The 20,259-nt window shown below is 69.3% G+C and carries 20 protein-coding genes and 1 tRNA gene; 8 read left to right on the top strand and 13 right to left on the bottom strand.

The annotated features are described in order from the left end of the window. Nucleotides 1-108 precede the first annotated feature (108 nt). Nucleotides 109-1,770: an alpha/beta hydrolase gene (locus tag ACZ7OY_RS12020; protein ID WP_471911301.1), complete on the top strand. Its 1,662-nt coding sequence runs from the start codon at nt 109-111 to the stop codon at nt 1,768-1,770. A gap of 107 nt (nt 1,771-1,877) precedes the next feature. Further along, nucleotides 1,878-1,951: transfer RNA gene (locus tag ACZ7OY_RS12015), tRNA-Thr, on the top strand. Between the two features lie 47 nt (nt 1,952-1,998). Here the strand turns inward: ACZ7OY_RS12015 and ACZ7OY_RS12010 are convergent. The 12 genes from ACZ7OY_RS12010 to ACZ7OY_RS11955 form a co-directional block, all read right to left on the bottom strand. After that, nucleotides 1,999-3,396, bottom strand: a complete 1,398-nt coding sequence (locus ACZ7OY_RS12010; RefSeq protein ID WP_471911300.1) for a tyrosine-type recombinase/integrase — start codon at nt 3,394-3,396, stop codon at nt 1,999-2,001. Nucleotides 3,397-3,460: 64 nt separating this feature from the next. Continuing rightward, complete coding sequence (locus ACZ7OY_RS12005) at nt 3,461-3,664, bottom strand: helix-turn-helix domain-containing protein (RefSeq protein ID WP_471911299.1); 204 nt, start codon at nt 3,662-3,664, stop codon at nt 3,461-3,463. A gap of 471 nt (nt 3,665-4,135) precedes the next feature. Further along, entirely contained in the window at nt 4,136-5,617 is a 1,482-nt protein-coding gene (locus ACZ7OY_RS12000; RefSeq protein WP_471911298.1) for an ATP-binding protein, read from the bottom strand. Next, on the bottom strand, nt 5,610-6,461 hold the full coding sequence (locus tag ACZ7OY_RS11995) for a bifunctional DNA primase/polymerase (RefSeq protein ID WP_471911297.1): 852 nt from the start codon (nt 6,459-6,461) through the stop codon (nt 5,610-5,612). The genes ACZ7OY_RS12000 and ACZ7OY_RS11995 overlap by 8 nt, the downstream gene beginning before the upstream one ends. Next, nucleotides 6,458-7,198, bottom strand: coding sequence for a class I SAM-dependent methyltransferase (locus ACZ7OY_RS11990; RefSeq protein WP_471911296.1), 741 nt, complete (start codon nt 7,196-7,198; stop codon nt 6,458-6,460). The genes ACZ7OY_RS11995 and ACZ7OY_RS11990 overlap by 4 nt, the downstream gene beginning before the upstream one ends. 100 nt (nt 7,199-7,298) lie before the next feature. Further along, nucleotides 7,299-9,140, bottom strand: coding sequence for an ATP-binding protein (locus ACZ7OY_RS11985; RefSeq protein WP_471911295.1), 1,842 nt, complete (start codon nt 9,138-9,140; stop codon nt 7,299-7,301). Nucleotides 9,141-9,459: 319 nt separating this feature from the next. Then, nucleotides 9,460-9,828 (bottom strand): DUF6251 family protein, encoded by a 369-nt coding sequence (locus ACZ7OY_RS11980; protein ID WP_471911294.1) that lies wholly within the window; start codon nt 9,826-9,828, stop codon nt 9,460-9,462. Then, nucleotides 9,798-10,172, bottom strand: coding sequence for an RRQRL motif-containing zinc-binding protein (locus ACZ7OY_RS11975; protein WP_471911293.1), 375 nt, complete (start codon nt 10,170-10,172; stop codon nt 9,798-9,800). The genes ACZ7OY_RS11980 and ACZ7OY_RS11975 overlap by 31 nt, the downstream gene beginning before the upstream one ends. After that, nucleotides 10,169-10,789: a GGDEF domain-containing protein gene (locus tag ACZ7OY_RS11970; RefSeq protein ID WP_471911292.1), complete on the bottom strand. Its 621-nt coding sequence runs from the start codon at nt 10,787-10,789 to the stop codon at nt 10,169-10,171. The genes ACZ7OY_RS11975 and ACZ7OY_RS11970 overlap by 4 nt, the downstream gene beginning before the upstream one ends. Further along, nucleotides 10,786-11,916, bottom strand: coding sequence for a conjugal transfer protein (locus ACZ7OY_RS11965; protein WP_471911291.1), 1,131 nt, complete (start codon nt 11,914-11,916; stop codon nt 10,786-10,788). The genes ACZ7OY_RS11970 and ACZ7OY_RS11965 overlap by 4 nt, the downstream gene beginning before the upstream one ends. Continuing rightward, nucleotides 11,913-12,179, bottom strand: a complete 267-nt coding sequence (locus ACZ7OY_RS11960) for a DUF6284 family protein (protein WP_471911290.1) — start codon at nt 12,177-12,179, stop codon at nt 11,913-11,915. Before ACZ7OY_RS11960 ends, ACZ7OY_RS11965 begins: the two co-directional genes overlap by 4 nt. Before the next feature lie 90 nt (nt 12,180-12,269). Then, a complete protein-coding gene (locus ACZ7OY_RS11955) occupies nt 12,270-12,431 on the bottom strand; it encodes a hypothetical protein (RefSeq protein WP_471911289.1) in 162 nt (53 codons plus the stop codon). Between the two features lie 534 nt (nt 12,432-12,965). On the opposite strand from ACZ7OY_RS11955, the gene ACZ7OY_RS11950 reads away from it, so the two are divergent. Both ACZ7OY_RS11950 and ACZ7OY_RS11945 read left to right on the top strand, forming a co-directional pair. Further along, a complete protein-coding gene (locus ACZ7OY_RS11950) occupies nt 12,966-13,733 on the top strand; it encodes a GntR family transcriptional regulator (RefSeq protein WP_471911288.1) in 768 nt (255 codons plus the stop codon). Next, nucleotides 13,730-14,299, top strand: coding sequence for a GNAT family N-acetyltransferase (locus ACZ7OY_RS11945; RefSeq protein ID WP_471911287.1), 570 nt, complete (start codon nt 13,730-13,732; stop codon nt 14,297-14,299). Before ACZ7OY_RS11950 ends, ACZ7OY_RS11945 begins: the two co-directional genes overlap by 4 nt. 181 nt (nt 14,300-14,480) lie before the next feature. Here the strand turns inward: ACZ7OY_RS11945 and ACZ7OY_RS11940 are convergent, their stop codons facing one another. Next, nucleotides 14,481-15,812: a hypothetical protein gene (locus ACZ7OY_RS11940; protein ID WP_471911286.1), complete on the bottom strand. Its 1,332-nt coding sequence runs from the start codon at nt 15,810-15,812 to the stop codon at nt 14,481-14,483. A gap of 937 nt (nt 15,813-16,749) precedes the next feature. Between ACZ7OY_RS11940 and ACZ7OY_RS11935 the strand changes: the two genes are divergently transcribed. From ACZ7OY_RS11935 to ACZ7OY_RS11920, 4 genes are all read left to right on the top strand, one after another. Further along, a complete protein-coding gene (locus ACZ7OY_RS11935; protein WP_471911285.1) occupies nt 16,750-17,172 on the top strand; it encodes a GntR family transcriptional regulator in 423 nt (140 codons plus the stop codon). Further along, entirely contained in the window at nt 17,150-18,064 is a 915-nt protein-coding gene (locus ACZ7OY_RS11930; protein WP_471911284.1) for an ABC transporter ATP-binding protein, read from the top strand. The genes ACZ7OY_RS11935 and ACZ7OY_RS11930 overlap by 23 nt, the downstream gene beginning before the upstream one ends. Beyond that, nucleotides 18,061-18,963: a hypothetical protein gene (locus tag ACZ7OY_RS11925; protein WP_471911283.1), complete on the top strand. Its 903-nt coding sequence runs from the start codon at nt 18,061-18,063 to the stop codon at nt 18,961-18,963. The genes ACZ7OY_RS11930 and ACZ7OY_RS11925 overlap by 4 nt, the downstream gene beginning before the upstream one ends. 404 nt (nt 18,964-19,367) lie before the next feature. Then, complete coding sequence (locus ACZ7OY_RS11920; RefSeq protein ID WP_471911282.1) at nt 19,368-20,096, top strand: hypothetical protein; 729 nt, start codon at nt 19,368-19,370, stop codon at nt 20,094-20,096. Nucleotides 20,097-20,259: the final 163 nt, after the last annotated feature.

Raw genomic sequence — 20,259 nt, 5'->3', positions numbered from 1 at the left:
AGTCCGACACGCACACCCGCGGGGCGTCGGCGCCCCGTAATTAACCCGTACGGTCCCACCTCGTGTGCGCAGCGCATCCATGACGTCGCACAGAGTTAGGCTCGCCTGATGCACACCAGGCGCGCCTTTCGTCCGACCGGCCGAAACCTCCGGCACCGCTTCCGAGCCACCGGCACCGTCACGACGCGCGGCGTCGGCGTCCTGCTCGGCGTCGCGGCCCTGCTCGTCTCCGCGTGCTCCCCCCAGGGAGTGACGAGTTCCGGGACCACCACGACCGCCGCGGCCACCGCGGCCAAGGCAACCACCGCGGCGGCGCCGGCGCTGACCGCGCTGCCCCGGGCCACGCCCGCCGCACTCGCGTCGTACTACCGGCAAAAGCTGACCTGGCGCAGCTGCGGCGCCCCCGGCTTCCAGTGCGCCACGATGAAGGCGCCGCTGGACTACGCCGATCCCGCCGCCGGTGACGTACGGCTGGCGGTGGCCCGCAAGAAGGCCGCCGGGCCGGGTGCGCGGCTGGGCTCGCTGCTGGTGAACCCGGGCGGACCGGGCGGCTCCGCGATCGACTACCTCGAGCAGTACGCCGGCATCGGCTATCCCACTGACGTCCGCGCCCGCTACGACATGGTCGCCGTCGACCCGCGGGGTGTGGGCCGCAGCGAGCCCGTCGTGTGCCTCGACGGCCGGCAGATGGACGCGTACACGCAGACGGACGTCACACCCGACGACCCGCGGGAGGTCGACACGCTCGTCGGCGCGTACAAGAAGTTCGCCGAGGGCTGCGGCCGGAACGCCCCCCGGCTGCTGCGCCATGTCTCGACCGTGGAGGCGGCCCGGGACATGGACATCCTGCGGGCGGTGCTGGGCGACGAGAAACTGCACTACATGGGGGCCTCGTACGGGACGCTCCTCGGGGCGACGTACGCGGGCCTGTTTCCCGAGCGGGTGGGCCGGTTGGTCCTGGACGGCGCGCTGGACCCGGAGCTGTCCGCGTACCGGACGAACCTCGACCAGACCGCGGGTTTCGAGACGGCCTTCCAGTCGTTCGCGAAGGACTGTGTGCGGCAGCCCGACTGCCCGCTGGAGAGCAAGGACAAGACACCCGAGCAGGTCGGCGACAGCCTCAAGGCCTTCCTCCAGAAGCTCGACGCCCACCCCATCCCCACGGGCGACCGGGACGGCCGCAAGCTCGGGGAGGCCCTGGCCACCACCGGCGTGATCACCGCGATGTACGACCAGGCGTCCTGGCCGCAGCTGCGTGAGGCGCTGGACTCGGCGATGAAGGACAACGACGGCGCCGGTCTGCTCGCCCTCTCCGACATCTACTACGAACGCGACTCCGAGGGGCACTACAGCAATCTGATGTTCGCCAACGCGGCGGTGAACTGCCTGGACCTCCCGCCCTCGTTCGACGGCCCCGGGCAGGTGGAGCAAGCCCTGCCCGCCTTCGAGAAGGCCTCCCCGGTCTTCGGCGCGACCCTCGCCTGGGCCGCCCTGAACTGCGCGTACTGGCCGGTGAAGCCCACGGGTGAGCCGCACCGCATCCGGGCGCAGGGCGCGCCCCCGATCGTCGTGGTCGGTACGACACGGGACCCGGCGACCCCGTACCGCTGGGCCCAGGCCCTGGCCGCCCAGCTCTCCTCGGGCCGCCTGCTCACCTACGTGGGCGACGGCCACACCGCCTACGGCCGCGGCAGCAAGTGCATCGACTCCACGATCGGCGCCTACCTCCTCGACGGGACCCCTCCAGCCGTGGGAAAGCGCTGCTCGTAGCCCTGGTCACCGGCCCCGAAGCCCCCGCTCCGGGGCCGGTACGAAGCACCCCTCGAAACTGTGTAGACTTACCGACGTTGCTGATCGCACCATGGTGCAGACAGCGCGCCGCCTTAGCTCAGATGGCCAGAGCAACGCACTCGTAATGCGTAGGTCTCGGGTTCGAATCCCGAAGGCGGCTCTGTGGAAGCCTCAGGACTCACTCGCCGTGACCTGGGGCTTTTGCTTTTACCGGATGCGGCGGCGGGCGCGGGCGCGGGCCGCGCGGCGGTCCCCAGTCTCAGTCCTAGTCTCAGTTGCGGGCTCAGGCACAGGTTCCGGGGCGGGCAGGAAGGTGTCTCCCATGCGACGCATGGCGTCCTTCGAGAGGTGCGAGCGGCCCTTGACGTAGCGGCGCGTCTGGCTGATCTGGGTGTGCCGCAAGATCTCCATGATGGTCGGCATGTCCACCCCCAGCTCGTTCAGGATCGTTCCCGCCGTGTGGCGGCTCCCGTCGTAGAGACGGCGGTCGGCGATGCCCGCTTCCGCCAACAGCTCCTTGAATTCCTCCCAGTCGTCGCGGGGGTCGATGGGGCGCCCGTCGGGCCGGGTGAACACGGCATGGTGCTCCTGCCAGAGTTCGCCGGCCGCCTCCCGTAGCTCGTCCTGCTGCGCCTTGTGCGCGAGCAGGTAGGGGACGAACGCGGGCGGGATAGGCACGGGGTTCGTGCTCTTCCTGGTCTTGGGGCGGGTGAAGGCCAGACCGCCGCCCTTGCGGTCGGGACAGATGCTCGCGTGCCTGACGCACGACTTGGTGCACGGCGGCGGGCAGCCTCGCTTGTAGCCCTTGTGCGTGGTGCAGTTCGGCGGGCAGGGCTCGAAGCGGTGCAGGCGCGCCCCGCAGGCGTGCGCATTGCCGCAGCCGTGTCGCCACGTGAGCCGCTGTAGCTGCCACCTGGGGTGGAACAGTTCGGCTTGTAGGTCGACGTACGGCCATCGCAGTCCCAGGGTTTCACCCTGCCGGAATCCCATGCCGACGCCGACGATCCACCGCATGAACGTGGGCCGTTTGGCCGCAGCTTCCAGGAACGCTTTCGCCTCTTCCTGGGTGAACGGGTTCGTCTCGGTCTCGTCGATGCTGGGTGGGTCCACGAGCGTGGCGACGTTCTCAGCGATCATCCGGCGGCGGTGGGCAATCTTCAGGGCCCGCGACAGGATGCGGTGCACCTTGACCACGTGGGACGGCGCGTGCCCGGCGTCGAGCATGGCCCGGTACATCTGCTCAAGATGCTCCGGGGCGAGCTTGTCGATGCGGTGCTTCCCGACGCAGGGAATGATGTCGTTGCGAGTCTTGGACCAGTAGTCGTCCAGGGACCGGGGCTTGAGCTTCAAGCTCGCGATATCGGTCAGGTAGGTCTCCATCCACTGACCGACCGTGGGCTTTCGGCCCGCCTTGGTCGCGCGCCCCTCGTCGCGGAGCTTCTCCAGTTCGCGAACCTTGCGGCGCACCGCGGGCTCCGTACGCGCCATGCGGTGCCGGCGGTCTGGGCTCCCGTCGGGCAGCACACCCATGGTCACGCGGCCGTGCCACCATCCGTCATCGCCGAAGTAGATGGTGGATTCCAGGTTCGACTTGCGGGGGCTCATCTGTTCCTCCATGCGAGAGGCGCCCCGAGCGGAGTGCTCGAGGCGCCTTCAGTACGGGATCTGGTCAGTTGGGCAGCGTGGCGAGGCTCTCCACATACGCCTCGATGTCCACCCGTCGAATTCGGCGTGTGCGACCTAACTTGATGTATTTCAGGGAGCCTTCGGCCATCAGCTCATAGACAGTGGAGCGGCCGATAGCGAGGGCTTCGGCCGCTTCTTCGGGCTTGTACAGGAGCCGATCAACAGGGGTGGCAATCGCGGTGCTCATCTGGGGTGCCTCCAGGGCAGTTCGGCATTGCCAAGGGGAGTTGTGCGCGGGTCCTAGACCGGTGTGTGTCCGAGGTTCGGATTTCTGCGTCACCGCGTCATCAGCGTCACTTGAGCCTCTGAACTGCGGTTTTGGGTGACACTGTGGATCGGTGCTGCGTCACCGGTGCGTCATCGGCTGCGTCACCGGGTGACGCAGGTGACGCAGGATGACGCAGAGCCAGCCGTCTGCGTCACCGCTGTCGACGCAGGTCAACGGCCGTTTTCCGGGCCGGGTGACGCAGGTGACGCAGCGTCTTCCTACTTAGGACAAAGAGAGGGCTGCCTGTAGTACTTCGGTGCGCCTTACAGAGCGAAGAAGGAGCCGCTGCGCGGCGCGACCTTGGGGCGGCGTTCCGCCGAACAGCAAGAGGAGCACGCGCCGGCGTGGCTGGTGCTCCTCTTGCTGTTCGCTTGAGCGTGCGGATCGCGGTCAGAACGCTGACGTCTGCTCGTGCTGAGGCAGGGGCAGGGCGGCCGTGCGGGTCATTTCGAGGTAGCGGCCCGCTTTGGTGCGGCCCGAGTCGATGAGCACACCCCGGGCCGCAAGCGTCGGCTGGAGACGCTTGAGCCGGTCGGAGAGGACTTTGCCGGTGGTCGGCCACCCCTTGGGCAGGGGGCGGCACTCGTCGCCGCTGTAGAGGCTGCTGAGGCAGGACAGCCACTCGGTGGACGTCATCTGCTGTGCCGCGCCCGGCTCGATGGCGTCGGCGTGCTTGAGAACGGTCTGCGCGAGGAGGTCACCCTCGATCACGTCGTCGTTCAGGTCGTCCAGACTGGCCCGGTAAGCGGGGAGCGCCCCGAGGCCGGTCGCCGCGTCGAACTGCGCGCACAGATGCGCGAAGTCCGCCATCCGCAGGTCGGTGGGGGTCTCCGCCTCCACGGCGCGGACCTTGACCGTGAGGTCCAGGAGCGAGCCGAGGACCACGGGCAGCACTTCCGCGTAGTCCGCCCACAGTTCCGCCTCGGTGCGCCGCACCCGGGGCCGCTCCAACCGCAGTGGCAGGAGCCGTTCGGCGAGGTCGGGCCTGATGATTCCGACGTCGATGCCGGTCAGCAGCAGGGGCCGGCGGTAGCCGACGCGGAACACGTCCCCGTCGGTGAACAGGGCCCGCTTGACGCTCTCGGCTCCGGTCACGATGCAGCACATCGCATCCGACAGGTCCGGCGTCATGTGCGACAGGTTGTCCAGAGCGGTGATCCATCCGGCCGCCACGGCTGCGATCAGGTTCTCCTCGTCCTTCGGCGCCCGGCGCAGGTCACCGCTCATCCCTTCGATGATCCGGGTCAGCATCCGGCCCCCGGTCGACTTCCCCGCCCCTTGCGGACCTGTGAGGAACGGCGCCGGGACTGGCACGGACGGACCGAGACAGCCGATCAGCCACACGATGGCCAGGCATTCGGTCTCGGCATTGGCGAAGTTGCACAGCCGCATCAGCAGATCGATGCCCTTGCCGTCGGTGTCCTTGACCGGCAGGGGAAGTTCCCCGGTGAGCTGCGTGCGCCGCCAGCACACCTCACGCGGGTCGGGGGTGAGGATGTCCCAACCGGTGGGGTGGACGCGGACGGACTGCCCGTCGTCGCGGCCCAGGTCCAGCCATGTCGCCCCGTCGAACCCGGGGGCCACGCGGATGTTCACGGCGTGCGTGTCCTCGTACAGCGCGAGTGCTTCGATCAAGTCCAACGCCTCCTTCATTGCCGACCCGTTGAACACGCCGCGACCGTCCTTGAACAGGCCGACCATGAGTTCCTGCCGGTGGCTGCCCGTCGTGCCCTGCGAGCGCATCGGACGGGCCACGGGATGGCCATTGCGCTGCGCGTACACCGTCCCGTCGGTGGTACGGAAGTAGCGGAAGTGGGCTTGGGCGTAGTCCGCGATGATCTGGCGGGCGGGGCTCTTTTCGTCCTCAGACATGGCTCAGTCCCAACGTGGTCAGGGCGTTGGTCCACGCGTCGGTGCAGTGCCGGGCCGATTCGCCCTTGCTCTGCGCGGCGGTGAACAGCCGGGCAACGTGGGCGTCGGTAAGGCAGCCGCACCGACCGTGCGTGGACAGCACCGCGAGGAACGTTCGGTAGACGGTGGCGTGCACCGCGCCGCGGGCCTCCGTGATGCGCTGCTCCGCCATGGCAATGCCGCGATCGAGGTAGGTAGGCGTGCGGTGAGGGCACTCCCCGCCGCGGGCCAGTGCGGGCACCGTGACGCACGCCGGACGGGCCGGGGCCAGCTCCTTCACGGTCAGCGCGCGAACGGCGTCCGGCAGGGCCGTCATGGTGCCAGTGCCAGGGCCGAGCCATCGGGCGTAGGCCATGGTCGACTTGATGTCCACGCCGGGCCGTACGGCGTTGGCGGACTGCATGGCACCCCGGTAAAGCCAGTGCTCGCCCCGGGTCGTCGGCACGGTCCGGGTGGCAGGCAGGCTGGCGCGGGCCCAGTCGACGGCCGCCGCGTCGTCCAAGTCCACCACGGTCAGCCTGCCCCCGCCGGGGTGGTAGGCCACGGCGGCGGCGGTCCGCCACGCGCGGCCCCACGCGAGCGAGGTGAGCGTGTGCGGGTCGGTGGTGGCGGCGGCCCAGCCGTGGCACGGCTTCGAGCAGTGACAGGGCCCGGGATCCGCCATGGTGGGCCGTCCCTTGCACCGGTTGCCGGTGCAGGCAGGGCAGTTGCCGAACGGGAGCTTCCCGGCCCGCAGGGGCAGCACGGGAACACCGTGGGAGGCGAGCGTGAGCGCGGTGTCCAGCAGGTGCGGAACGGCGCTCACGCGGCCACCTCCAGCCGGGGAGCGAGGGAGGCGAGGAAGGCGAGGCCGATCCACTCGGTGTAGGCGGGCGGGAGTGCCTCGCGCAGGCGCAGGTGGTCGGTGGACCAGTCGATGGCCTTCGCGTCGCGGATCTCGTCCACGGTGGCCTTGCCGCCGCCCTTGCCGTAGGCGGCGACGTACGGGCCGTCCCGCCAGACTCCGTGGCGATAGCCCCGGACGTAGCCGCGGTGGCGAGGGTGGACGGGCTGAGGGAAGGTCCAGCGGCCGAGTTCGAAGTAGCGGTGCATGAGCACGGCCAACCCGAACTGTTCCCCGCACAGCCGGATGTCCTTGCGGACCTCGGAGCCGGCCACGTTCTCCATGACGTACGGCTGGCCCGTGGCTTCCAGGGCGGCGCGGGTCGGGGCGATGAGTCGGGGGTAGGTCCGGCCGATCGCGGCGTTGCGCGCGGCGTTCGTGCCCTTGGTCGGGGCGCCCTCTCCCTGGCAGGGAGGCGAGGCGTGGATGAAGTCGAATTCGTGGCCGTGGGCACGGATGAACTCGATCGCGTCGCCCTGGTGGAAGGCGTCACCGCAGTAGTCCGGCTGCGTCTCGATGTCGACGCCGGTGATGTGACAGTTCGGCCCGAACGCGCGCCGGTAGCCGTTGGTGGCGCCGCCGATGCACGAGAACGCATCGAGCACGCGGAAGGGTTCGAGCCCGGCGAGGGCTCGCCGGATGTCGCTGGGTTGGGTCATGCTGGAGGTCTCCAGTTCGTTTGGGTTGGGCTGGATTGGCGGCGGCCCCGGTTCTTGGCGGAAGGGGGGCCGCCGTTGTCGTTCGGTCGGGCGGAAGCGGTCAGGCTGCTTCCTGGCCCGGCAGGAGCCTGCCGTCGGCGGTCCTGTGCACGGCTCCGTCGGCGGTCAGGGCCCTGATCTCGCGGGAGACGGTGCCCTTGTTCAGGCCAATCCGGTCGGCCACGTCCTTGGCCGTCCGCGCACCGGCCTGAACGGCCGCGAGCACCTTGTCCCGGTTGCTCAGCGCACCGGACGATGCGGCCGTCTCCTTGACCAGGTGCAGTGGTCGCGGCGACTGCCCGCCGGTCGACTGGTCCGGGGTCCAGATCGACTTGGGCAGGGCGCGTACGCCCTCGTCGTCCAGGGTCCAGGTGCGGAGCATGCGCGGCCCGTAGCCCTTGAGGTAGCCGTGGCCCCGGTATTCGCGGCCGTCGGGGATCTGGTGGGGGGCGTAGTGCGCGCAGTCGTCCAGGGCGACCTGTGCCTGTGTCGTGCCGGCCACCCGCAGAGAGAACCTGGTGAGCAGGTTCGGTGCGATCAGCTTGTGCACGCCCGGCGCCCCGCCATCGGTCAGCGGGTACTGCGTCGCCCACCACAGGACGACACCGCGCGAGCGACCGAGCGAGGACAGCTCGATCAGCCGTTGCAGCCGGTCCTTGTCCTTGCTGATCAGGGCGAGGATCACTTGTCCCTCGTCCACGACGACGGTGAGCTGACGGCCGTCCCAGACCGAGATGCCGCGCTGCTTCATGTCGACCTTGCGGCGGGTCATCTCTGCGTGCGCGTCGTCCACGGCGTCCGTGATGTCCTCGTGCTCCACGGCGACGCGGCACGAGTTCTCCCAGATGTTGGCCTCTTCGCCCTTGCCGTCGATGAGCAGCAGGTCCCCGCGCAGGTGGGCGGTGGCCATCAGTGGGCGGAACGACCAGGACTTGCCGGTGCCGGACGCGCCGGACACCAACAGCCGCTCGTCGAACGGGATCAGGACCTCATCGCCGGTCTCGGTGTCCAGTCCGAGGCTCATCGCCATCGGATCGGCCGGGATCCGGTCCGGGGTCCACAGCGAGGAGACGCCCGCGGCTGCCGACCGAGTCGCCAACGTGAGGACGGCCCAGCCGCCGCGCGAGGCGGACGTGATCCGTATGCGCAGCGCGGTGCGGGCACCGAGCAGCGCACGAATCGAGTCGAGCTTGTCGGTGAGCGACTTGACCGTCCACGTCCCATCGAGGCGGATCTCGCACCGGATGCCGCCCGGCTCGATGGCCGGGGGCGTGGTGACCGTGCCGGACAGGCCACGGTCCGGGGCGTGCTCGACCCAGTACGACGGGTCGAGACGCTCCATGAGCTGCCGCTCCTCTAGCGACACCGACTCGTCCACTGGCACCCGCAACTTGCGCCGTCCGAGCGCGAGACCGGCCACGTTCGCGCCGATCAGCACGGCCGAGGTGGCGGCCGGCCACAGCGTCAGGTTCGAGGCGGACATGACCACGGACGCGGCGACCGTGGGCACGGCGTGCAGCGAGTGCACCTGAACCGCCCGAGCCTTGAGCGTGCTCGGGTAGTTCACGCGAGCGGCCTTGAGCTTGGCGCGGGTGTCCCGCTCGTGCCGCGCGGCTGCCTTGCTCGCCACCCGAGCCGCGCGACGGCCAGCCGCGAACGGATTGTTCGACGCGGCTCGCGCGCTGAGTTGCTGGGACTTGGCGGTGGCGTGCGTGGACCGCGCGGCGTTGTGCTCCTTCTGCGCGGCCATGAGCGCCTTGAGGTGTTCGGGGGTGCGCAGCTTGTCCCGCCGGTCCGCCTCAAGATCCCAGCGGGCGGCGAACGGAGCACACACCGGAGCGAGCGAATCCAAAGCGCTGTTGGTGGTGTTGGCGGTGTTCGACCATGCTTGCTTCCAGTCCACGAAAGGGTCCTCCAAGACCGTGGATGAGGGCCGGTGCGCCGTTGCGTGGCGGCACCGGCCCGCTCGGGTTGCAGGGGGCGGTGCTGTCGGTTGCGTCGACAGCACCGGTTGAACCCCTGCAACCACCTGTGACCTGCGAAGTTGCAGAGTTGAGCGGTGGGGAGGGGTGGGGGCCCTACGCGCACGCGCGCGTAGAGCGCCGGAAAACAGGGCCGTGCAACCCCCTCGCGGGGCCCTGAAAGGCCGTTCACGGCTCGGGGGGGTCTGGACCCACACGCGAGGGGGGCGAACGCCCTGCGGGCCGTCTACGACTTTCGGATCAACGGCCCTTGCGGCCGAGCCGCTTGGCGGCCTTGCCGTCGCCGCCGCCCACCGAACGGACGACCGTGACCACGCCCCACGCCATGACGGCGGCCAGCAGCGCGAGGATCGCAAGGTTGGCCGCGATGGCGGTGAGCACGCCTACGAGCAGCGGGCCGAAGTAGACGCCGGCCGCGACCGCCCCGGCACCGACCCCGGAGCCGAGCGCCACCCGCTGGACCGTGCGGTCCGGGGGTGCCTGGTGGATGTGCACGACCTGCGGGCCGGTGGTCTGCTGGACCGGCAGCGCGGCAGGGTCGGCGTAGACGTGACTGCCGTCGGGGAGCTGGACGACCGTCAACGGACGGTGTGCGGGGAGCTGTTCCATGACGCACCCTCCGGGGCGTTGTCGGGGAAAGCGCAGGGCGAGCACATGCCGAGCGACGGCGGGATGACGTATCCCGCGTCACGGCGACACTCCGGGCAGGTGCGGCGAGCGTGGTTGGCTTTCGCCAGCGCGGCCCACCGGCCCGGCGTCATCGGCCGGACCGGCAGGGCGAGGTCCAGACGGTAGAGATGGGCGACCAGCGGCGGACGCCCCCGGCGGCGCGGGCGTTCGAGCGTCGCGGCGACGTCCTGCCCGCCGGGGCGGAGCCCGCGGGCGCGGAGTTGGCGGCGGGTGGCGTAGCCGTCGGGGGCGAGGCGCCACCGGTAGACGGGCAGGGTGCTCATGCCGCACCGCGCCGGCCGGGGCGGCGTCCGGCGACCGAGCCGAGCAGCCGCCCGAGCCGCACCGCCCGGTGCGGCCCAGAGCGGCCCGAGCGTTTCGCCGCGTACATCGCTTCGTCCGCGCGGCGCATCAGGGCGGACAGGTCCTCGCCCGGGTGGTCGGCGGCCCGCACCCACCCGAGAGAAACGGTGGTGTGGGCGTCGGGGTTGGTGTCGACGGGCCGGGCCAGGACGCGGGCGAGGGTGTGCAGCCGGTCGGCAGCCGTGTTGTCGCGGTCGACGATGACGGCCGCGAACTCGTCCCCACCGAGCCGTCCCGCGACCCCGCTCGGGGCGGTGCCGTGGGCGAGGCGAGCGGCGGTCGCGGCGAGCAGGGCGTCACCGGCAGCGTGACCGTGCACGTCGTTGACCCGTTTGAAGTGGTCGACGTCTGCCAGGACCACGACGGCGCGGGGGTCGCGCAGCAGACGGCGGGCTCGCCGGGTGAACGCATCCCGCGTCCACAGTCCGGTGAGCGGGTCACGGCGCGCCGTGGTCAGCCGACGGTGCAGCCACCGGGCGTGGACCGCCCATCCGAGGACGGGCGGCGCGGCCGGTAAGAGTGCGGCGAGGGCGTTCACGGTGTCGCCGCGGGGGTGGTCGTGGCGCGTTCGGCGAGCAGGGCGTCGCGTAGCTTGCGCGCGTTCGCGGGCGAGGTGTGCAGGGTCCGGCGGATGCCCTCCCCGGTCACCTCGTGATCCGGTAGCCCGGCTGTCGCCTTGCGCGCCTCGGTCATCAGTTGCTCGAAGGTGCGCCGGGTGCGGGGCGTCTTGGCGGCGTCCGGTACCCGCCCGGTCGCCCGGTGCGGCCGGGGCGACGCTGCGGGGATCGGCCGGGCGGGCGCGGGGGCGATCGGGATCGGCTTCGCGGCCGGGACGACGGCGGGCATCGGCTTCGTGCCGGTGGTCGACTTGCCCAGGTCGACCGGGGCCGGATCGGGCACGACAAGCCGTGTCAGCACGACCGTGGGCCTGCTCGATACCGCCAGATCAGAGGTAGACCGTTCTCGACTGTTTTCGACTGATTTCTCCGTGTTCTCGATCGGGGTGGGATCGAGGGCGGCGGGGGTGAACATCGCGGCGAGTGCGGCGTCCGCGCCGGTCGTGACGCGCTCGCGCTGGACGTCCAGCAGCCTCGATCCGAGCGACGCGTCACCGGTCCCGACCCGTCGGGCCAGACGCCATGAGGCCCGGTCTGACCGTTTGCGCGCCCTTTCGCTGGGGTGGTTGGCGGCGCGGGCACGGTGGTAGGCGAGGGACTGCACGACGCCCGCGGACCGGCGCTCCGCCTCGGCGTCATGGCCGCTGATGTGGACGACGATGCGGCGGGCGAGGAACGCGGCCCCCTCGGCCGAGACGCACATGCCCATCGGGGTCACGGCGTAGATGACGGTGTGCCCGGCGTCCGTGCCCGCGGTCGCGGCCATCACCGACGCAGCGGCCGGCAACGCCCATAGCCCGAGGCGGATCGTGTGGGGCGAGGACTGGCCCAGCATGGTCAGACCGAGCAGGACCAGGGCGAGCACGGCCGTGGCGCCTTCACCGGCGGCGACCGCACCGAGTGCGGTCCCGCGCCCGTAGGCGGCACTGATGTTGCTGAACGTTCCGGCACCACCGGCAACCCCGGTGGCGACCATCGGGACGAACGCGGCCGTCAGCACGATCTTCTGTGCGCGGCTCAACGACCGGCGGGAGACGGTGGCGCTCATGCCGCACCCCCCGCTGGGGTCGTGCCGGCCGTGCGGTTGGTCAGCTTGGCCCGTTCGGCGAGTACGCGGGCGAGCGCCCGGCGGATCCGGCGGGCGTCGACCTCGTTCGGGGCGTGGTCCATGGCGATGATCTGCGCGTCGATCAGGTCGACGTCCGCCAGGATCAGCGGCATCTCCGACTCGATCGCGGACAGCTCCGCGTCGGTCGGCTCTACGAAGTCGGCGAACGCCGTGAAGGCGTCCAGAACCGTAATCTGGTCCATGGGTCGTGTTCTCCCTAGTCGGTGCTACGGCCCGACAGCGCCCCCGGAGTGGCTGCTCCGGGGGCGCGCCGTTGTAGGTGGTGGTGCGGGTCAGCCGCGCTTGTTCTTGTTGCCGCGGCCGTGGGTGGCGTCCAGCTCCGCGGTGGCGTTCTTGCACTTGCCGGACGCGATGCGGTCGTAGACGGCCTGGCTCTTCTTCACGCTCTCGGGCGAGGTCAGGTCGGACGACTGCTGCGACTTCTTGCCGAACATGCGGGTCTCCTGACGTGGTCGTGGGTGCCTCATCAAGCGGGCAGGGCACCGACCGACGGCCGATGCCCTGCCCGCATGACGAGTGACGGGAAAGCCCGCCACTGTCATCTCGCGGCTCCGTCCGCGCCTCACTCCCTTCCGATTGGCCGGCGCGCGGTCACCGCGCCACTCAGTCGTCACTCGCTGAGTGGATGCGCCCTGGATGCCATGGACTGGGTGCGGCCCAATCACCGGGATCCCCGTTGATCCGGGCCCTGGGTGTACACCCGAGGGTCAGACCAGCGGCTTAGCCGATGACACCGATCGATCCGTGAAGACGACGGGCTTCTACGTCTCCCCTGCCGCTCGAACCGCGTGTAGGCGGGTACGGCGGAGTCCTGCTGCGCAGGGACATGCACTCAATGGCGTTGCACCACCTGCTCAACTTGTTGGTACAAGCTGACAGGGATGATGCTGCACCCATGGGCAGACGGGCGTCAAGAGGTTAGGGGCTACATGTACCTACAAGTTGCGCGAGTGCGTCATGATGGGGCCATGAACAAGCAGCCGAAGTACCGGCAAGTCGCTGACGTTCTGCGTCGCGAGATCAACAACGGCGTCTATGCGCCGGGGGCGCGGCTGCCCTCTGAGAACGACCTACAGCAGCGCTTCGACGCGTCCCGGAACACGATCCGCAACGGTCTGAGCCTGCTCGTCAGCGAGGGGCTCATCTCGTCCAGCCAAGGGCTTGGATACGAGGTCAAGTCGCATGAGGTGTTCGAACTCAACGCGTCTCGGTTTGAGGACCTGACCTTCCCGCAGAACGGGGATGCCTACAACACCGACGTGACGAACGCTGGCCGGCGGCCCCACCAGACGTTCCGTGTCGAGGTGCTGCCGGCGACGGAAGGCGTTGCCGGGCACCTCAAGATCGAGGCGGGTACGAAGACCGTATTGCGGTTCTGTCATCGCTACGTGGACGACGTCCCGTGGTCCACGCAGGCGACCTACTATCCGGCGTGGCTGATCGAAGAGTCACCACGACTGGCTGAGCCGGGAGACATAGAGGAAGGCACGACGCGATACCTCGCAGCTCGGGGTATCGAGCAGGTTGGGTACTTCGATGAGATCGCGGCCCGGATGCCCACACCGGAGGAAGCCCGACTACTGGAGATCGGAGCAGGGGTGCCGGTGATGATCTGGACTCGAACCGGCTACTCGACAGACCGGCCGATTCGGTGCACGATCACCACGTTCCGGGGCGACCTCAACCGCATGAACTACGAAATCGGCGAGCTGTCGGCCCGAGGTGAGAGCGCGTGATCATCACTTCCGCAGAACCGCACGACGTGACCAAGCTGTTGGCCTTTCGCCAGGAAGCAGCCACCTGGTTGCGGGACCTTGGATCTGATCAGTGGAGTCGCCCCTACCCTGCCGACAAGTTGCTGGCCACGATCGAGGCAGGCACCGTGTTCATGCTTCGTGATGGCCACACCACAGCCGCCACGATCACGCTCACCGCGGACGCCGAAGACGGGCTGTGGACTGAAGACGAGCTGACCGAACCGTCGATGTTCATCAACAAGCTCACCGTTGCTCGCGAGTACGCCGGTCAGAACCTGGGTGGGCGGCTGGTCGATTGGGCTTGTGATCGCGCATACCGCGCAGGCGCCAAGTGGGTCCGCCTAGATGCATGGACGACGAACGAGGGGCTCCAGCGGTACTACCTCGGGCAGGGGTTCACTTATGTCCGTACCGTTCGCGAAGGTTTCGCCCCGAACGGCGGCCCGAGGGTTTCCGGTTGGTTGGCGCAGCGTGCGGCAGGGCCAGCAGATCACGGCTTCACGGATCGTGCGCCGACTCCCAAGCGGCTCCCGTTCGCTGCCTGAACCGAGTGTTGCCGCGCCTCGTTGGCCAACCTCCGGCAAGCGGGGCGCATCCGCAGCGATCAGACCGGTCGACGTCCGGCCTGAACGGGCGAGTCGGCCGGCAGACCCTTAGGCGCACCGCCGCTGCCCCAAGCCGCGCATGGGGCAGGGTCTGTGAACTCGGGACCTCCTGGCCCTGCAGCTACGTGCCAGCGTGTCCATCAAGGATTACTTCGGTTGCCAGCAAGCGGGCCAACATGATGTCAGGCCACAGCGCATCGGCTTCAGGCCCCTCAGGCAGGAGCGGCGGGGCCTCGCCATATCTAGGATCGTCCTTAGCGTGAACGATCCTGTTGCGAATGCCATACACGCGATCCGCTACCTGTGAGGCCAGAGAGACTTTGGGGTTTGAGGGATTTACTGTTTCTACGCCCGCAATCGGCCCCTTATTTCCGAAATGGCTTAGGTGATTGCCGGTATCAAAGAAGTCTGTCAAAGCCTCAGGTCGTACACATTCATCGATCAGTGTGCGTAGCTGCGCCGATTCGGACATGTGTGTTGATCGCTCGCCTACCATGAAAATGCGCAGCAGGTCGTCTCTGCTGGACTTGTTGAATAGAGGGTCGGAGAGTTCCTTGGCGATCTTCCTCAAGGCTCGACGCTTTACCGCAGACGCGAGGTTGTGCTCCAGGATCTGATAGTAAGAAAGGAAAGCGAGGGGTGGGTTATCTATGGCAGAAGCGGCGAAACCGAATAGGGTGGCCATCTCCGGTTTGATTGAAATCTCTGGGAATCGGATAACTGACGTGGCTGCCCTGCGCTGAAGGATGCTTCTGTCGCCTCGCTCTGCAAGCCACCTGTCGACGCTAAATCGAATGCCGTTTCTGACGTCAAGTTCGTAGAGTAGAGAGGAGACTACCTCACTAGCATCCTTCTCGATGCGGTCAGGTTCGCCACTGTCAAGATAGACCTTCACCGTTAGCCCGAAGGAGCCGAAACGGTCCCTTTCTCTGGGTGTGTACCTAGCGTAGGCGGTCAGCGCGTAGCAGGCAGGCGAGGCAGGGGATATCTCCAAGCAAGTGCCGTTTCCTGCGATATGGAGATCGGTGTGAACGTGATCCTCTCTCCTTAGGGTGGTGATCCTCAAATCACCTTCAGTGTGACGGCATACGGTTTCATTGGAGATGGTGGCGCGGCGCAGCCGCATACTGCCATTTCCGAGCATCCTGGGATCCTGCAATACCATCTCAGCATATCCGGCCTCTGGCGCTACGATACCGCGCAACGTTGAGTGAGGTACAACTCCCGATTGGAGCTGGCTTCGAAGGTCGGGGAGGGAATTGCGTGGCAGTGAAACGCCAAACCGAGACACCTGATTCTCGCGACGAGATGTCATTTTCTCGTAGGGGGTAAAGGTGACATGCCCGTCGCCCGCGTCTCTCAGAGATATCTTGAATTGAGTGAGTAGTCGAATGGCCTCCTCTTCTACCTCGTCGAACTCGTGAGTAAGAGATTCTTCTTCCTGTTCACTCACTCGCGCTCTCCCTGTTGCGATTGCCCTTACTGATTCCATTGACCAGAGTAGAGTGTTGTTTGCTCGGATGTCTGGTGTTTCAGGAAGGCGCGTTGAATGCCCCCCAGTCGCATAGGGTGTCTCCCACCTTCATGCTCATAGCGACCGAGCGCGCAGCCGGGCGTGGCCAGCCGGGGGCGAAGAACGGGAGGCCCACCGCGCTGCAGAAGCGGCGCGTGCTCGTGCCGTGCGCGGGCCTACATGATTGAGGGAAAGTTGCATCCTTCCTGAGGGAGGGGGTGTAGGCAACCTCTGTCCCGGACCGGGCTGCTGCTGGCTCTGACGGCAGTCGCCGATGGCAACGAGGACGCACGGCGAAGCACGACGGGCACACGTTCATGCAGGGCATGAGCCGCAAGCAGGCCCGGACGCCAAGGCCAGCAGTGGACCAGGACGACGTGTAAGGCGGAGGTCAGGAAGCGGGCGGTGGTGTCTGCCTCGCCAGGTCATGAGAGATCGGTACCCGGTCTCAGTTCCAGTCTCAGTTGTCGTTCGTTCCGAGAGGGTTCGCTTCCGTCCACTGTCGTCCGTCAGGCCGGTGGCCAGCGGCGTGTGACTCCTAACAGATGCCAGTGGACACCCCCGGACCAAGATCGGACAACTCGTAATGCGTAGGTCTCGGGTTCGAATCCCGAAGGCGGCTCAGTTCAACCCCAGGTCACGTCATTTGTGATCTGGGGTTTTCTGTTGTCCGGGGTGTGGTGGCGTGCGCGGCCGGCCCGGCGTGGGTTGCTTGCGTGGGCGGTGCCCGAGTGAGGCCCGAGTGAGGCCCCAGTGAGGCCCGAGCGATGTGTGAGCCGAGAGGCCGAGGCCGGCGTGGGTGCCGGGCAGGGGTTGACCTGTCCCGTTCCCTCAATGCATCATTCCACTAGTTCATTGGTTGAATGGGGGTTCGGTCGTGGGGTTCGCCTTCCGGATCGATCGGGGCGGCGGGATTCCCGCCTACGTCCAGATCGTCCAGCAGGTCCAGCAGGCGCTGCGGCTGGGCTTGTTGGTGCCGGGGGACCGGCTGCCCACCGCCCGCGCGGTGGTCGAGGCGACCGCGCTGAACCCCAACACCGTGCTCAAGGCGTACCGCGAGCTGGAGTCCCAGGGCCTGGTCGAGAGCCGGCGAAGACACGGGACGTTCGTGACCGGCACCCTCGGCGCCCCCACCGCCGCCGCCGACTCGCCCTGGCGGGCCGAGCTGGGGGAGGTGGCCGCGCGGGCCCGGGAGGCCGGGCTCGAGCGGGACGACCTTGCCGCGCTCTTCACCGACGTACTCGAAGACCTCTATCCCCCGAAGGAGCAGGAACCCGATGCCGCACCCCGACAGTCCTGACGTGGCGCTCGCCGCCGAGGGCCTCACCGCCCGGTATCGGCGCCGAGGTCCGGACGTCCTGGACGGTGCCTCCTTCACCGTCCCGGCCGGAGTGGTGTCCGCGCTCGTCGGCCCCAACGGCGCGGGCAAGTCCACCCTGCTGGAGCTGGCGGCCGGGATGCGGCGGCCGGACGCCGGCACGGTCGAGGTCTGCGGCGGTCCGCCCCGCGCCGGGCACCCCCGGGTCGCCTACCTCGCCCAGCACCGCCCGCTCTTCCACCGGTTCACGGTCGCCGAGACCTTGCGCACGGGCGCCCGGCTCAACGAGGGCAACTGGGACGCGGAGCTGGCGGAGCGGGTGGCGGACCCGTCGCGGTTCGACCGGAACGCCCGGGTCGGCGATCTGTCCGGGGGCGAGCGCACCCGGATCGCCCTGGCGCTCGCCCTGGGCAAGCGGGCCGATCTGCTGCTGCTGGACGAGCCGATGGCGGACCTGGACGTGCTGGCGCGACGGGAGGTGATGGGCCTGCTGATGGCGCATGTCGCCGACACCGGGACCACGGTGGTGATGTCCTCGCACATCCTCTCCGAGCTGGCCGACGCCTGCGACCACCTGCTGATCCTCGACGCGGGCACGGTACGGCTCTGCGGCGACATCGACGAACTGACCTCCGCCCACGCGGTGGTGACCCTGCCCGGCGGCGCGGACCGGCTCACCGGCCACACCGTCGTCGAGTCCCGTCCGGCCGGGCGCGGCACCAGCGCGCTGATCCGCCCCGCCGGACCGCTGCCCGAGGACTGGGACGTCCGGTCCCCCTCCCTGGAGGAACTGGCCTTCGCGTATCTCGCCGGGTCCGGGGCGCCCGGCCTCTCCCGCTCCACTCCGTCGCACGTCAAGGAATCCGCCGCATGAGCCCCACCGCCGTCATATCCGTAGCCGGCCCGGCCGCGCCCGGCCACCGGGCGCCGCTGTTGCGGCTCGCTGTCCGGCAGTACCGGATCCTGGCCGGCCTGGTCCTGCTGTCGGCCCTCCTCGTCGGAGCCCCGATCCTCCTCCATCACGCGGACTGGGCCGACGCCGTCGTCCTGCGCGACCGGGCCGGCGGCTACTACCGCTACCTCGCGCACCCCGGCATGTACGACCTGACGGGCAGGCTGCTGGACGACGGCGGCCGCATCTCCTTCCAGCCGGCCCTCCTCGCCGCGGTGGCCGCGGGTGTGCTGACCGCCCGCGAGTGGGAGACCCGCCGGGTCACCCTGGCCCTGACCCAGTCGGTCACGCCCGCGCGGTGGTTCGGCGTCCACTGGGCCACCGTCGCCGTGATCTTCACGGTGCCGACCCTGTTGCTGGCGATGCTGTACCACCACAGCGCCACCTTCGCGGCCGGGCACGATCTGCTCGTGCACGGAGCCGCGGTGGCGGGCGCCTGCTTCGCCATCGGCCCGGTCACCGTCGCCTACACCGTCCTCGGTGTCGCGGCCGGCGCGTACACCGGCACCCTGCTGCGCCGCACCTGGCCCACCCTGATCGCCGCGCCCGCGCTGACCTGGCTGGCGGCCGCCGTCCTGGTCCGCTCGCGCCTGGTCCTGCTGGTCGACTTCCCCCTCTTCGCCAAGGTGAACGGCTACCACTCCGGCGGCATCCTCGGCCTGCAGCTCTTCGGCGCCCAGCCCCAGGACAGCTATCTGATCAACTCCCTGGACACCGGCGACTACTGGCCCTACCAGCTCGCCTCCGGCGCGCTCGTCCTCGCCGTGGCCGCCCTCCTCGTCCTGTCCGCCCTGCGCATCGTGCGCCGCCGCACGGCGTAGTCCGGGCCCGCGCCGGGCGGACCCGCGGTCCGTCCGGCACGCCCCGGCCCGTCCGGCGAAGCCCGCGTCGGCGCGGCCGCCGGGGTGGTCTCTCCGGCACTGCCCCGGCCCGCACCCGTCGTGGTTCTCGGCCCGCGTCCTTCGTGGTTCTCGGCCCGCACCCGTCGTGGTCGCCGGCCCGCGTCCTTCGTGGTCGCCGGCCCGCCCGCGTGGCCGCCGGCTCGCCCGTCGGCCGTCACCCGGCCCTGCCCGACGCGTCGTTCACCGACGCCGCAGCGGCCTCTCTTCGATCCACCGGTACCGCCGGCACGTCACCCCGATGTGCCGGCCGGTGCCCCCTGCCCTGGCGCGGGCCGGCCCACAGGCAGCCCGCCGCCTCCTCACGAACCCGAAGCGAGCACCACATGCAGACCACCCACCCCGGCACCGACGGCCACGAGATCCGCCGCTACCTGGACGCAGTCGACCAAGCTGCCTCCGCCTTGTCGCCCGGCGCCCGCGCGCGGCTCACCGGCGGCCTTGCCGAACGCATCGCCGTCGCGCTGGCCGAACGGCCCGGCGAGGTCGCCGCGGTCCTCGCCGAGTTCGGTGACCCGTACGAGATCGGCGCCGACGCCGTCCGCGGGGCGGGCCCGGTCGAGGAGCCGTCCCCCTGGACCGCGCCCGGGCGGGTCGTGGGGCTCTTCACCGCTTGCACCGTCCTCGGCATCGTCGACCAGGTGTCGCCGAGCGATGCGGTCCACGACGTCCTCCGCTTCCCCGTCCTCCTGCTCATGCTCGGCGGCATCGCGGCCCTGAGCCTGTCCGGCTGGTGGAGCCGGGCACAGAAGTGGACCGCCCTCGCCTGGCTCTTCGTACCCAACTGCCTCGTGATCGCCGTCACCGCGCTCACGGGCGCCACCGTCACCACCGAGATCACCGGCCTCGACAACCTCGGGGTGGTGACCTTCGTCGTCGGCGAAGGCATCCGCGCCGGCCTGTACCGGTGGCTGTGGCTGCGCCGGTCGGAGCCCGCGCCGCGCCGGGAGCCGTCCGGCTTCCCCCGCTGGGCCAGCATCCTCGTCATCGCCGTCGCGGCCGTGTTCGTCGCCGTCGAGGCCGGTATGTGGATCACCGCGCTGCTGGGCTCCTGACCGCAGCCCCCTCCGGAGGCGCTCCACGGCATGCCCGGGTCCGGCGCGCGAGCGAAGGTGAGCGCAAGTGGGCGAAACGGTAAGGGACTTCGTGACAGTACGGTAACTGTCCGATACGCAAAGGTGCTTGAGCGTTTCTGCCCTTTGTTAGCGTGGGCTGACA

This window comes from Streptomyces sp. NPDC107559 (assembly GCF_055657365.1).
The sequence above is the reverse complement of the archived record's forward strand: the minus strand, read 5'-3'. Positions and strand labels throughout refer to the sequence as shown.

What these genes read in the sequence shown, in the direction of transcription:
- ACZ7OY_RS11960 (WP_471911290.1), bottom strand. Translation starts at nt 12,179, where the DNA reads ATGGACCAGATTACGGTTCTGGACGCCTTCACGGCGTTCGCCGACTTC.
- ACZ7OY_RS12000 (WP_471911298.1), bottom strand. Translation starts at nt 5,617, where the DNA reads ATGTCTGAGGACGAAAAGAGCCCCGCCCGCCAGATCATCGCGGACTAC.
- ACZ7OY_RS11930 (WP_471911284.1), top strand. Translation starts at nt 17,150, where the DNA reads ATGCCGCACCCCGACAGTCCTGACGTGGCGCTCGCCGCCGAGGGCCTC.
- ACZ7OY_RS12005 (WP_471911299.1), bottom strand. Translation starts at nt 3,664, where the DNA reads ATGAGCACCGCGATTGCCACCCCTGTTGATCGGCTCCTGTACAAGCCC.
- ACZ7OY_RS11965 (WP_471911291.1), bottom strand. Translation starts at nt 11,916, where the DNA reads ATGAGCGCCACCGTCTCCCGCCGGTCGTTGAGCCGCGCACAGAAGATC.
- ACZ7OY_RS11950 (WP_471911288.1), top strand. Translation starts at nt 12,966, where the DNA reads ATGAACAAGCAGCCGAAGTACCGGCAAGTCGCTGACGTTCTGCGTCGC.
- ACZ7OY_RS11920 (WP_471911282.1), top strand. Translation starts at nt 19,368, where the DNA reads ATGCAGACCACCCACCCCGGCACCGACGGCCACGAGATCCGCCGCTAC.
- ACZ7OY_RS12010 (WP_471911300.1), bottom strand. Translation starts at nt 3,396, where the DNA reads ATGAGCCCCCGCAAGTCGAACCTGGAATCCACCATCTACTTCGGCGAT.
- ACZ7OY_RS11980 (WP_471911294.1), bottom strand. Translation starts at nt 9,828, where the DNA reads ATGGAACAGCTCCCCGCACACCGTCCGTTGACGGTCGTCCAGCTCCCC.
- ACZ7OY_RS12020 (WP_471911301.1), top strand. Translation starts at nt 109, where the DNA reads ATGCACACCAGGCGCGCCTTTCGTCCGACCGGCCGAAACCTCCGGCAC.
- ACZ7OY_RS11955 (WP_471911289.1), bottom strand. Translation starts at nt 12,431, where the DNA reads ATGTTCGGCAAGAAGTCGCAGCAGTCGTCCGACCTGACCTCGCCCGAG.
- ACZ7OY_RS11925 (WP_471911283.1), top strand. Translation starts at nt 18,061, where the DNA reads ATGAGCCCCACCGCCGTCATATCCGTAGCCGGCCCGGCCGCGCCCGGC.
- ACZ7OY_RS11975 (WP_471911293.1), bottom strand. Translation starts at nt 10,172, where the DNA reads ATGAGCACCCTGCCCGTCTACCGGTGGCGCCTCGCCCCCGACGGCTAC.
- ACZ7OY_RS11990 (WP_471911296.1), bottom strand. Translation starts at nt 7,198, where the DNA reads ATGACCCAACCCAGCGACATCCGGCGAGCCCTCGCCGGGCTCGAACCC.